The organism is Gottfriedia acidiceleris (assembly GCF_036421055.1).
Classification (GTDB): domain Bacteria; phylum Bacillota; class Bacilli; order Bacillales; family Bacillaceae_G; genus Gottfriedia; species Gottfriedia acidiceleris_C.
The window spans coordinates 123,772-136,432 of record NZ_JAZGQS010000005.1; the positions used below are offsets into that span (position 1 = coordinate 123,772).

Here is a 12,661-nt window from a genome sequence, read left to right on the forward strand (position 1 = left end):
TTGTTGTATACAAACATTTAATTAAACAAAGTCATTCTCAAAAAAAATAATCCATAACTTTCCTACAATTCGATCGGTTACTTTTTAAAATAAAAATAAAAATTGGTTTTGCCTTACTAATTTCAAGTATAATGAATCATATTCAATGAATGAATATGATTTTTTTTAGGGAGAAATCTATCCATATATCGAAAAAAAACAAAACGAGGTTAAGAAATGACGAAAAGAAGTTATGCGGACTACCATCTAAGTGATGAAATTAAAAGAGCACTTGCTGTATTAAAATACAAAACTCCAACTGAAGTACAGAGTGAAGTTATTCCACTGGCAATGGAAAATCAAGATTTAGTCGTAAAATCCCAAACAGGAAGCGGCAAAACGGCCTCTTATAGTATTCCTGTTTGTGAAATGATCGAATGGGAGGAAAAAAAACCACAGGTTTTAATACTAACTCCAACTAGAGAGCTTGCGGCTCAAGTCCGTGAAGATATTACGAATATTGGAAGATTTAAACGTATAAAAGCGGTAGCTGTATATGGTAAAGAACCGTTTACTAAACAAAAGGTAGAATTGGAACAAAAAACACATGTTGTAGTTGGAACACCTGGAAGGGTTTTAGATCATCTTGAACGAGAGACCCTCGATCTAGATCAAATTAAATATCTTATCATAGATGAAGCTGATGAGATGCTTAATAGGGGATTTATCGATGAAGTAGAAGCGATCATCAAGCAGCTACCTTTAAACCGAGTAACGATGGTTTTTTCTGCAACTTTACCTAAAGATGTTGAAAATCTCTGCCATGAATATATGAAAAATCCAATTCATATTGAGATTGAATCAACAGGTGTAACGGCAAATACAATTGAACATTATTTAATAGAAGTGAAAGAGGAAGAAAAAGTTTCACTACTTAAAGACGTCACGGTTGTAGAAAACCCTGATAGCTGCCTAATTTTTTGTCGCACGAAAGAACACGTTGATACTGTGTATAGTGAACTGGAAAAAGCTAATTATTCATGTGAAAGACTCCATGGAGGACTAGAACAAGAAGACCGGTTTGCTGTAATGGATGGATTTAAAATAGGGAACTTCCGTTATCTAGTAGCAACCGATGTAGCTGCCAGAGGGATTGATATTGATAATGTAACATTAGTCATCAATTATGACGTTCCTATGGAAAAAGAAAGCTATGTTCACCGTACTGGCAGAACCGGCCGTGCCGGAAATAAAGGTAAAGCAATTACGTTTTCTACACAGTATGAAGGAAAGTTCGTTAAAGCAATTGAAAATTACATCGGCTTTGAAATACCTACTATTGAAGCTCCTAGTCAACAAGAGGTTATTAGTCGCAAAGCAATCTTCGAAGAAAAACTTAACAGCAGGCGAATTGTAAGAAATAATAAAACAGCCCGAATTAACCAAGATATTATGAAACTTCATTTCAGTGGCGGGAAAAAGAAGAAAATTCGTGCTGTTGATTTTGTTGGAACAATCGCAAAAATCCCTGGAGTGTCGGTAGATGATATTGGTATAATAACCATTCATGATCAGATGTCATATGTTGATATTCTGAATGGAAAAGGATCACTAGTTTTACAAGCTATGGAGAATGTGACAGTCAAAGGAAAAAAATTAAAAGTGAGTAAAGCAATTAAATAAGGAATGATTTGCCTACGTTTACATTAAAAAAGTCGATTTTCGTACAAACGGAAATCGACTTTTTGTTCTATATTTCTATTTAATAATTTGGGATAAATTTTACAAACAAGCTTCTAATGCAAGTTTCATCATTTTATCGAATGAAGTTTGTCTTGCTTCAGCACTAATTTCCTCATGAGTAACTAAAGAATCTGAAATAGTAAGTAAACAAGCCGCATTCTTTCCTAATACTTTCGCATTATGGAATAGTGCATAACTTTCCATTTCTGTACAAATACAATTATGTTCTTTATAAAAATTAACAAAATTTGGAACTGAACTTTCATAATAAAATACATCGCTAGAATGTATTCTTCCTTTAACAATAGGAGTATTTATCTGCTTTGCTGTTTCTTCAATTTTATTTGTTAATGATTCACAAGGATACTGAATGTCACCTTCTACACCTGCTTGAGTCTTTGCAAATGTAGATTGACTCCAAGCACTATCAACAAGCACAATATCGTGTATATTTAGTTCATCTGTATAAGCTCCTGCACTACCAACTCGGATAATATTGTCTACATCATAAAATTTATATAATTCGTATGAATAAATTCCAATACTTGGCATACCCATACCAGATCCCATTACAGATATTTGTTTTCCTTTGTATGTTCCTGTAAAGCCAAACATATTACGTACTGTATTAAATTGCACTGGATTTTCTAAATAAGTTTCTGCAATATATTTTGCACGTAATGGATCTCCTGGCATTAAAACTGTTTTTGCAATTTCTCCTGATTTGGCTGTATTATGTGGCGTTGTCATATTATTTTTTCTCCATTTCTATACTAATAATTTATTTAACTAATCCATACAACTTACATTCTTACTGATTTGACATGTTAATTGATCTTAACTTTATCATTCTTTCCTAAAATGTTTCCGTTTACAAAATAAAACAAAAAAACAAATTCAAAAAAAGTTAATTAATACTACGAAGTATAGTTGTATAGTTAGTTGTCTATTTAGTTTCAACTAAATTATATTTCAACAGAATAGATAAATCAATAGCAACTTAAAGTCACTCATTATTTAAACTTATAAAATTTTTTAGGAACTTTATTTAGAAGAACATAATTTGCTTTGCCGTTTTGACTTTTAATAGAAGTTTGCGAATAATCCATAACTCGATATAATAATGATAAGGAGTGTTGTTATGTCCGTAGAAAATAAAAAAAAATTACCTCTATACGTTGGGGTTTATGAAAAATTATTTAAATTAATTAATGAGGGAGTCTATCCAATTGGAAGTAAGCTTCCTTCTGAACCAGAACTTTCTAAGCTAATGAATGTTAGTAGAATGACCTTAAGACAAGGATTGGGTTTACTAAAAGAGGACGGTTATATTGAAACGATCCATGGACAAGGTAACTTCATAAAACAAAATAATAATTTAAGAAGCGTTGGATTAGAAAAAATAGATAATACAGTTTATCAATGCTGTACAGAACCTATTGATGATGTAGATGCTTATTTAGAAATTAGTTTTTCAGATGATTATGAATATGTTAAAAAGATTTTTAATCAAGATTCGGCAGTGTTGATTCGGTTTAATAGATGGTACAAAGCTAAAAATAAAATTGTCGCCCACGCTTATACAATGTTCCCAAGTGAAACAGCTTCCCTATACCAAATGAACCTAGGCGACCAGCAGAGTGTACTAAAAATACTTGAAGAAGATATTTATCAGTTAATCCATTCATCAACAATCGAAATAAAATTTACAGAATCAGTCCTTCCTTCTTCAAACCATGAATTACGTTCAACGAATAATTTATTCGTATTATTAATTGAAAATCTATTTGACTCAATGGGGAATATTGTACTTAAAAATAAAATTTATATTCCAATCGAACTTAGTTCAATTAAAATAAATCGAATAAACAAATAGTGTTAAAAGAGTGAATGTAAAATGAAAGAAATGCTACATAGGTGAAGTATGACATTTAATAGTTGAGAAATACCATTACATAAGATTTTGCACTTCCAATCAAAGGTGAATCAAATTATGTACATTTCAGCAAACTAAATCATATTTAATTGATTTTTAAAGGAGAGCAATATGATTAAACTTGTATTAATCAGACACGGGCAAAGTTTATGGAATGTTGAAAATCGGTTCACAGGTTGGACTGATGTTGATTTAACGAAGAGCGGACTTTCTGAGGCAAGAGAAGCTGGAATCATTTTAAGGAAAAACGGATTTACATTTGATGTTGCCTATACTTCAGTTCTTAAAAGAGCAATCCGTACATTATGGATTATATTAAATGAGATTGATATGATGTGGATTCCAGTACATAAAACATGGAGATTAAATGAACGACATTACGGTTCACTCCAAGGTCTGAATAAATCTGAAACAGCTCAAAAATATGGTGAAGAACAGGTTAATATTTGGCGAAGATCTATGAATGTTAGACCACCCGCTTTAAAACCGGATGATCCAAGATATGAAATAAATGAACCTCGTTATAAAAACTTGTCAAAAAATGAATTCCCGCTTACTGAAAATCTGGAGGATACAGAAAAAAGAGTATTAAAATATTGGAATGAAGAAATTGCACCAGCATTAAAAGCAGGTAAAAAGGTTATTATATCTGCACACGGAAATACGTTGAGGGGGATTGTGCAATATTTAGATCAAGTCTCAGCTGATGGAATTGCTTCACTTAACATACCAACAAGTATTCCTTTAGTTTATGAATTAAATGACGAACTGAAGCCTATTCGGCATTACTATTTAGGTATGGATGGAGAACTTCCACCCGATGTAATTCCAAAACATATCCCAAGCGAATTACTAGACCAATTTGATGATGATCATCCAAATATCACAATTCAAGATGAGTAAAATAGAAAAAGGATGGGTTTAGCAATCGTGCTTCCCATCCTTATCATTATGCTTGAGATAACTTTATTTTTTTTATTTGTAATTGTACTAATCGGAAGGATAATGTTAGTGCAGACACTCCTAAACCGACGATTAAACCAACCCAATATCCTTTTGCACCAAGATTCGTATTAGAAAGTGCATACCCGACAGGTAAAGCTATTACCCAATAAGCTAAAATCATCATAATTAACGTAGCATTCACATCTTTATAGCCTCTTAAGGCACCTTGTATTGGCGCTGCAATTGCATCAAATAGTTGGAACATGACTGCAAAGATTAAGAAACCGCCTGCCAAAATTTGTACAGATGGGTCATTTGTATACCATCCGGCTACATCATATCGGAATAAATAGATGATGATCCCAAAAAATGAGGCAATTGAAACTGCCATTACTAAGCCAATTTTGCTATATTCTTTTGCATTTTGAAACTCTTTCGCACCTACTTCATAGCCAACAGCAATTGTTAAAGCCATCGAAATACTTAATGGAACCATATAGAGTAGACTAGCAAAATTCATTGCCACTGTATGTGCAGCAATCGTTTCGGTATCAAACTCACTTAATAATAATGTAACGACCGAAAATACACTTACTTCAAAAAAGATACTAAGCCCAATTGGGACTCCTAATTTTAAAATACTTTTCCAAGTTGCAAACGAAATCGGAGGAAGTTTTTTAAATAGATTGAAGCTGCTAAATGGGTTTTTAGTTTTAATAATATATAAAGCAATTCCAAAAATAATCCAATACGTTATTGCAGATGCTACACCAGAACCTACGCCACCTAAACGCGGAAGACCAGCTTTACCGAATATAAGAAAATAGTTCAAAATTACATTAACTGGTACTGAAATAACTGTAATGATCATTGTAGTTCTTGTTTTACCTAAACCATCAATAAACTGACGAATGACTGTATACAGAAATAAAGGTAAAATGCCAAATGATAAAGCGAATAAGAAATGAAGAGCAACACGATGAACTTTCGGATCCAGATTCATATGATTTAAGATTGGATGAATTGAAAATATACCAATAATAATAATGACTATTGCAATAATCCCGGCCAAATAAAGTGCCTGTGTAACAAGAGGTGTTATTTTTTCATCTTGTTTTGCGCCATTTAAATTGGCAACCATTGTTGTAATTGCGACTAAAATGCCAGTTAACCCTGTACTGATTGGAGTCCAAATACTAACACCAATTGCAACCCCTGCTAAATCCCCTGGACTACTATTACCAGACATGATCGTATCAAAAAATGACATTGAAAATAATGTCACTTGAGTGATTAAAATCGGAAGTAGTAGTTTAAAAAAGCGTGATATTTTATCCTTTTTAGTAGTATTCAATTTATCAACCTCCTAAACAAACACTTTTACAATTGTATCATGTTTTGGTTTAATAGCTATAATGAAATTATTCGGATAAATATTTTATAAAGAAAGTTGGTCTTAGATTGGGTAATCAAGTTGTTATAATAACAGGCGCTGGAAGTGGGTTAGGAGCGTCATTAGCTAAAAAGTATTCTGAAAACGGAGCTCACATTTGTTTGTTAGGAAGAACTGAAAATAAACTTAGAGAAATTGGTAAACAATTACCTAATAATTATTCAATACATACTGTAGATGTTTCAGATCATGGAGATGTAACAAGAGTTTTTGATACAATCATTCAAACATATGGAAAAGTTGATTTATTATTTAATAATGCTGGTGTTGGAATTTTTGATCTTGCCGAAGAACTAAATGAAGAAGCTGTACATAATATGATCGATATTAACCTAAAGGGAACTATTTTCTGTTCACAAGAAGTTTTAAAACAAATGAAAAAACAAGATAGTGGTACAATCGTTAATATTGTTTCTACTGCAGGTCTAATTGGAAAAGCAACAGAATCAGTTTATTGCGCAAGTAAGTTCGGAGTTAAAGGCTTTACTGAAAGTTTGGTTGTTGAATTAACAGGAACCCCAATTTCGGTCTTTGCAGCCTATATGGGTGGAATGAATACAGACTTTTGGGCCGGTATTTTTGATGAAGATAAAACTTCAAAAATGATGAATCCTGACGATATAGCTGAAATCATTATTGAAAATATAAAACCACGTAAAAATATATCCATACCTGAAATTATCATAAAAAACATAAAATAAGTATTAACCACTCTGTCTTTTACACAAACTAAAGTCAAATCATTAAGAACTAAGTGGGGTATAAAAGATGAGCAAATCAAAAAAGAACAAATCAATGGAATCAAATCAAAATCAAAATGAAAATGATTTTGATGAATTATTACTTCAAGATCAAAAAACTGCAGATGATATTCCAATTGATTGGTTACCAAAAAGCGAACCAATTACGGAAACAATGTCATATAAAAATGGTGAAGATTAATTAAATTGTAGTTTAAATAGACTTGTTGGTTGTTTGCAATTGGATGAATAGGCATAGTAACCTGAAATTTAAGCGTTTTTAATTAGTCATAATGGCATGTTTTATTGACTTTGTCCGCAAACTGTAAAGAATAGCCATTTTGGCTATTTTTTTTTATTTTGATATGGTATTATTATTGAAGCGTTTTATATTAAAGCCAATTCCTGGCATTAAAATACATAAAAAAAATGAAAAACAAGATATAGTTAGGAGAATTATTGATGGAAAAAATACTAGTTTTTGGTCACAAGAACCCAGATACAGATACAATTTGCTCTGCAATTGCATATGCAGAATTAAAAAAGGCATTAGGTGAAAATGCTGAAGCAATTCGTTTAGGTGACGTAAGTGCAGAAACACAATTTGCACTTGATACATTTAAATCTGAAGCACCTCGTTTAGTAGAAAAAGTTGCAGCTGAAACAAAGAATGTAATTTTAGTTGACCATAATGAGCGTCAACAAAGTGCTGATGATATCGAACAAGTTCGTGTACTTGAAGTTATTGATCACCACCGTATTGCTAATTTTGAAACTAGCGATCCTTTATACTACCGTTGTGAGCCAGTTGGATGTACTGCTACAATCTTAAACAAATTATATAAAGAAAATAATATCGAAATTAAAAAAGAAGTTGCTGGTTTAATGCTTTCTGCAATTATATCTGATACATTATTATTCAAATCTCCAACTTGTACTAATCAAGATGTTACTGCTGCAAAAGAACTTGCAGAAATCGCTGGTGTAAATGCAGAGGAATATGGTCTAGAAATGTTAAAAGCAGGTGCAAACTTAGCTGATAAATCAATTGAGACTTTAGTTTCACTTGATGCTAAAGAATTCCAAATGGGTAACTATAAAGTAGAAATCGCACAAGTAAACGCAGTTGATACAAATGACGTACTTTCTCGTCAAGCTGAATTAGAAAATGTACTTGAAGGCATCGTTGCTAATAAAGGCTTAGACTTATTCTTATTCGTTGTAACGGATATTTTAACAAATGACTCAATCGCAGTTGCAAAAGGAAATGCTACTAATGCAGTTGAAAAAGCATATAATGTAACGTTAGAAAACAACACAGCTTTATTAAAAGGTGTAGTATCTCGTAAAAAACAAATCGTTCCAGTATTAACTGAAACATTTAATACACTTTAATTCGTAATTTAACAACAAAGTCTTTGAAAGGCTTTGTTGTTTTTTAATAGCTAATAAATGGGGGATTTGAAATGGAAAATTTAAAATATCCGATTGGCAGATTTAACATACCATCAAGCTACACTCATCAACAACGTAAAGAATTTATTAACGTACTAAAAGATGCTCCAATTAAATTTAAGGAAGCAATCACATCGCTTACAGAAGAACAATTAAACGCACCTTATCGTGAAGGTGGTTGGACACCAAAACAAGTTATTCATCATGTTGCTGATAGCCATATGAATAGTCTTATGAGGGTTAAACTAGCTTTAACTGAAGAAAATCCTACAATTAAAGCCTATGATGAAAATGCATGGATTTCATTAAGTGATTCAAATTTTGACTTTTATAGTTCTTTAAAAATAATCGAAGGTATTCACGAACGTTATGTTGTTTTACTTGAATCACTAACAGAGGAAGAGTTTAAACGAACGTGTTATCATCCTGAACTTAAAATTAATATTAGTATAGATTTCATTTTAGCTTTATACGCTTGGCATAGCGAACATCATTTGGCTCATATTTATTTAGTGAAAAACAGTTAATAGTAAGGTGTGAATACCAATCAAATGATTATTTATATGTAGCAAAAAAAAGATTGTCATTCTAGATATAGCTGACGATTATCAATTTATGGAAGAAGAATTAATCGAAATTCCCAGAATAGAGTATTCGAAATAATTTCGGGTACATGGGCAAGAAGTGAAAAGAATTTTAAAGTTTTAAGGAACCCACTCAGCTAAAGAGTGGGTTTAGTTCATTTTACCTTGTTTAGATTATAAGTATTTCCTCAAAAATTTAAATATTTCCAAAATAACCCAATTTACAACGGTGTCAAAGTCCATGTTGTACACATAAAAATAAAAGTAGAGCAAAATAAGAAAAAGGTGTGAGCATGTACTACAAATTACTAAAGCTATATATTAAAAATTCAAATTTAAGTTTGACTGAGATAGCCAGAGAATTAAATAAGTTGGGATTTTCAAAAGACAAGAGCTATTTAAGCAAATTACAAAATGCGAAATTGACTCCACCTGAAGAAAAATTAACTAGAGCGATTGCAAAAGTGACTGGTGGAAATGCTGAAGATTTAATTTGGTGTGCTTATATTAATAATGCACCTGAAAAATTGAAAACTCCTTTACGAAATATATCCGAAGAAGTATTTAATCTTGCACAAATAGATATGAATAGTAATCTTATATTTGATGTCGTCTATAACGCGCAAAACGTTGAGGATCGTTCAAAAATATTTGCTGAATTTATTAGACGGTCACGATTACGTAAAAATCTATCAATAAAATGCCTTGCAAGAAAAGCAAATGTATCCCATTCATATATTTCACTAATTGAAAATGGCAAAAGAGGTATTCCGTCAACAGAAATTATACGAAAGTTGGCAGAACCACTCGGAGTTCCTGTTATTCAGATGCTTCAATTAGCAGGATATGTACCAATTGAAGAAAACGATTGGATAGATGGTATGAACCTAATTCGTAAAGCTAATTCAATGTTAAACAATGAAGAAAAAGAGAAATTATTAAAGATAATAGAAGCTTATCTAACATTGTCTTCTGTTCACTTTTTTTAACGATATAGAATAAATAAAAATGCAGGATTCAGAATTACTCCTCTAACCTGCATTTTTTATTCTTTGACTATGCCTTTAATTATGTAAATACAATATACCAAATGATAATAGCCGACCTAACTAATCATTTTATGTCCATTTCAATTCTTTTTACGAATCTTGACTATATTTGTAAATTTTAGGAAAGGATAGTAAGAAACTGTAAAAGGAAGTGAAGAGTATGTCACAACAATTTGACAATTTACCTGATTATGAATTATTAGCGAATAATCCAGCATTATCTTTACATGAACTGTCATATCATTATGATATGAGTTTTAATGATATCGCTGAAATTAGAGGAATCTCTGTAGAGGATTTAGTAAATTACTATCAGACAAATACTTCTCACGATTCATTATTTTATTTTGAATAAAATCTACATGAAGCTGAGCCATATCTATTGGTATCTCCTTTTTAAATGTAAATAAACGTCGGAATTAGGTTTAAAAAATGAAGTTAAGTCATTTAGACTTAACTTCATTTTTTCTTCTTTGTCTTTAATCGCCAATTATTACATACCATAAATTTACCAATTGGATATTCAAAATTACATTTTTGAATAAACTTGAAATTTAATTTTTCACATATTTTATTAGATGGAATGTTATTAGTTGAAGGAAAAGCGTGAATGTATTTATGCTTCGATTCTTTTTGGGCCTTCTTAATCGCTTTTTTTACAGCGATTGTTGCTATACCTTTTCGTTGAAATTGTGGTAAAATACTCCAACCAATTTCATAAACATGTTTACCATCCCATATGCGATCCCAATAGCCGACAGTTCCTATTTTTGTTCTACACGGTAGCAAAAAAATTACAAACATTTGTCCTGTACCTATTCGACTCATTTCAAGGTAATGCTTGTGCCGACTCATAATTTCTTTGAAACTTTCAAGTCCTCCAAGATATTTCATCATACTATTCGTATTGGATGATAGAAGTAAATTAAGGTCTGCTTCGTTCCATGGCTCGATTACTATGTTTGATTCATCTATTTTTGACAATTAATACACTCCAAATTTGTATTAAAAAGAATCATAATAAGATAATTTATTCTGAAGTGATGATGATGTCTCTAATTAAACAACACAAATTAAATAGGTGGGATTCTTATCAACATAATCTTCAAATTATCAATAAGGTTTAAATTCTCATCAGGTAAGCTCTAACGATAATCCCATCATTCGCTGGTTCAAAGTCAAACTTTGACAATCTTTTAAATCCTATTTTTTCATATAAACATATGGCATTTTCCATAAATTCACCAGTATGTAATCCAATCGCATCGAATCCTTTTTCCTTCGTGCGATTAATACATTCTGAAATTAGTGCAGATGCAATTCCTTGTCCTCGGTAGTCTGACTCTACAGCAAGCATTCGGATTTCTGGATAATCAAGTTCGTCAATATAGTCTCCATAAGCATTTATTTTGGCTGGGAATAAAGCGACGCTACCTACAATTTTTCCTAAGGCCGTGGCAACAATTATTTCCACACCTTCTTGTTCATCAACAGTCGATGAGAGGGACTTCTTTAAAGCATTCCAATGTTGATCTGATAACAAGTTGACGTATTCATAATAAGCGTTAATTCTTTGTTCTCGAATTGACCCAAACATCTTTTTTTCAGCATTACAAATTTCTATTTTTACCATTAAAATCGTATCTCCTTTTGCGTTAATGAATGAGGAACTTTTCTTTTTGTCTACTTAACTCTTCGCGATTGTGTTTCGAATCCCAAATGGTAAGGTCTGGACCTTTTGGTAAGATTTTTGGTTCTTCTTTATCGGGTGAAATGGTAATCGATAAATGGTAATGTCGTTTAATCGCATCAAAATCAGTTGTATCCCCAAACCCTGGTGTTTGATATAAATCTCGTACATAGCCCCATAAATTTTTAAACTCGCGTATTAAATTTCGATTCGTATTAAAGGCTGTAAAGTAAGCCGTATCGAACCGTACAAGTGTTGTAAATAACCTAACATCAGTATCAGTAATTTTATCACCAAATAAAAACCGTTGGTTAGATAAGCGTTTCTCTAGTTCATCTAATCGATTAAATAACGTTACATAAGCATCTTCATAAGCTTTCTGAGATTGTGCAAAACCACATTTGTATACACCATTATTTACATCATTGAAGATGATTTCGTTTAGGGCATCAATATCTTGTCGCATGGAAACTGGGTATAAATCTGGTGCGTTCTTTTTATGGTACGGCTTCCAAACAGTTTCGAAATAATTTGTTAGCCTAAAATAGTCATTATTTACAACCTTACTAGTGCTAATATCGATCATTGCAGGAACTGTCGGGCGTCCTGAATAGTTTTGATCTGATTTATAATAGATTTCACTCATGTATTGAACGCCTATAATTGGATCAACTCCTCCTGAATCCAAAGAAAATTCCCAATCCACGTGAGGCAATCTTGGACGAACTGGACTGACGGTTCCTAAACTGATAGCATTTTCTAAGCCTAAAATTTTTCGTACAATAACAGATCGATGAGCCCATGGACAAGCAGCTGACCAAATGAGACGATATCGACCTGCTTCAACTGGAAGTTCTCCTGGTTTATTTCCAAATGGTGTAGAAAAACGATTTAATTGACGTCTAAAGAAACCATCAACGGTTACTTCAGTTGGATTAGTTTTATTCATACTTAAACTTCCTTTCTCACTTCTTTGGATAATCTTTTTTTATTAGAAATTTTGAAAGTGAACATAGAAGTAATTCTAATACTCTATTATACTCTTAAAATTCAGAAAATGTATTTTTTCTAGTCATACGAAAGATGA

At 31.9% G+C, this 12,661-nt stretch carries 14 protein-coding genes; 9 read left to right on the forward strand and 5 right to left on the reverse strand.

What is annotated here, in order from left to right:
* Positions 1 to 216: 216 nt before the first annotated feature.
* Positions 217 to 1,662, forward strand: coding sequence for a DEAD/DEAH box helicase (locus RAH41_RS09565; protein ID WP_331222137.1), 1,446 nt, complete (start codon positions 217 to 219; stop codon positions 1,660 to 1,662).
* Between the two features lie 99 nt (positions 1,663 to 1,761).
* Here RAH41_RS09565 and deoD read toward each other — a convergent pair whose 3' ends face one another.
* Positions 1,762 to 2,472 carry a purine-nucleoside phosphorylase gene (gene deoD / locus RAH41_RS09570; RefSeq protein WP_331222138.1) on the reverse strand — a complete coding sequence of 237 codons (711 nt, stop codon included), beginning with the start codon at positions 2,470 to 2,472 and terminating at the stop codon, positions 1,762 to 1,764.
* A 391-nt stretch (positions 2,473 to 2,863) separates the two neighbouring features.
* Here deoD and RAH41_RS09575 point away from each other — a divergent pair, with 391 nt between their 5' ends.
* Together RAH41_RS09575 and gpmA are read left to right on the forward strand one after the other, a co-directional pair.
* On the forward strand, positions 2,864 to 3,598 hold the full coding sequence (locus RAH41_RS09575) for a GntR family transcriptional regulator (protein ID WP_331222139.1): 735 nt from the start codon (positions 2,864 to 2,866) through the stop codon (positions 3,596 to 3,598).
* Between the two features lie 171 nt (positions 3,599 to 3,769).
* The gene (gpmA, locus tag RAH41_RS09580; protein WP_331222141.1) at positions 3,770 to 4,561 is read left to right on the forward strand and encodes a 2,3-diphosphoglycerate-dependent phosphoglycerate mutase; all 792 of its coding nucleotides are present in this window, start codon (positions 3,770 to 3,772) and stop codon (positions 4,559 to 4,561) included.
* Positions 4,562 to 4,607: 46 nt separating this feature from the next.
* Here the strand turns inward: gpmA and RAH41_RS09585 are convergent, their stop codons facing one another.
* Positions 4,608 to 5,957: an MATE family efflux transporter gene (locus RAH41_RS09585; RefSeq protein WP_331222143.1), complete on the reverse strand. Its 1,350-nt coding sequence runs from the start codon at positions 5,955 to 5,957 to the stop codon at positions 4,608 to 4,610.
* A 107-nt stretch (positions 5,958 to 6,064) separates the two neighbouring features.
* Between RAH41_RS09585 and RAH41_RS09590 the strand changes: the two genes are divergently transcribed.
* The 6 genes from RAH41_RS09590 to RAH41_RS09615 all read left to right on the forward strand — a co-directional run bounded on the left by RAH41_RS09590 (position 6,065) and on the right by RAH41_RS09615 (position 10,239).
* Positions 6,065 to 6,757 (forward strand): SDR family oxidoreductase, encoded by a 693-nt coding sequence (locus RAH41_RS09590; protein WP_331222145.1) that lies wholly within the window; start codon positions 6,065 to 6,067, stop codon positions 6,755 to 6,757.
* Positions 6,758 to 6,824: 67 nt separating this feature from the next.
* Positions 6,825 to 6,998, forward strand: a complete 174-nt coding sequence (locus tag RAH41_RS09595) for a hypothetical protein (RefSeq protein WP_331222146.1) — start codon at positions 6,825 to 6,827, stop codon at positions 6,996 to 6,998.
* A 260-nt stretch (positions 6,999 to 7,258) separates the two neighbouring features.
* The gene (locus RAH41_RS09600; protein WP_331222147.1) at positions 7,259 to 8,191 is read left to right on the forward strand and encodes a manganese-dependent inorganic pyrophosphatase; all 933 of its coding nucleotides are present in this window, start codon (positions 7,259 to 7,261) and stop codon (positions 8,189 to 8,191) included.
* Between the two features lie 71 nt (positions 8,192 to 8,262).
* Positions 8,263 to 8,778 carry a YfiT family bacillithiol transferase gene (locus RAH41_RS09605; protein ID WP_331222148.1) on the forward strand — a complete coding sequence of 172 codons (516 nt, stop codon included), beginning with the start codon at positions 8,263 to 8,265 and terminating at the stop codon, positions 8,776 to 8,778.
* Between the two features lie 350 nt (positions 8,779 to 9,128).
* The gene (locus RAH41_RS09610; RefSeq protein WP_331222150.1) at positions 9,129 to 9,824 is read left to right on the forward strand and encodes a helix-turn-helix transcriptional regulator; all 696 of its coding nucleotides are present in this window, start codon (positions 9,129 to 9,131) and stop codon (positions 9,822 to 9,824) included.
* A gap of 220 nt (positions 9,825 to 10,044) precedes the next feature.
* Positions 10,045 to 10,239, forward strand: a complete 195-nt coding sequence (locus tag RAH41_RS09615; protein ID WP_025569137.1) for a hypothetical protein — start codon at positions 10,045 to 10,047, stop codon at positions 10,237 to 10,239.
* Between the two features lie 104 nt (positions 10,240 to 10,343).
* Here the strand turns inward: RAH41_RS09615 and RAH41_RS09620 are convergent, their stop codons facing one another.
* The 3 genes from RAH41_RS09620 to RAH41_RS09630 form a co-directional block, all read right to left on the reverse strand.
* Positions 10,344 to 10,868 (reverse strand): GNAT family N-acetyltransferase, encoded by a 525-nt coding sequence (locus tag RAH41_RS09620; RefSeq protein ID WP_331222151.1) that lies wholly within the window; start codon positions 10,866 to 10,868, stop codon positions 10,344 to 10,346.
* 139 nt (positions 10,869 to 11,007) lie between these two features.
* Positions 11,008 to 11,517, reverse strand: coding sequence for a GNAT family N-acetyltransferase (locus RAH41_RS09625; RefSeq protein WP_331222153.1), 510 nt, complete (start codon positions 11,515 to 11,517; stop codon positions 11,008 to 11,010).
* Between the two features lie 22 nt (positions 11,518 to 11,539).
* Entirely contained in the window at positions 11,540 to 12,523 is a 984-nt protein-coding gene (locus RAH41_RS09630; RefSeq protein WP_331222154.1) for a glutathione S-transferase family protein, read from the reverse strand.
* Positions 12,524 to 12,661: the final 138 nt, after the last annotated feature.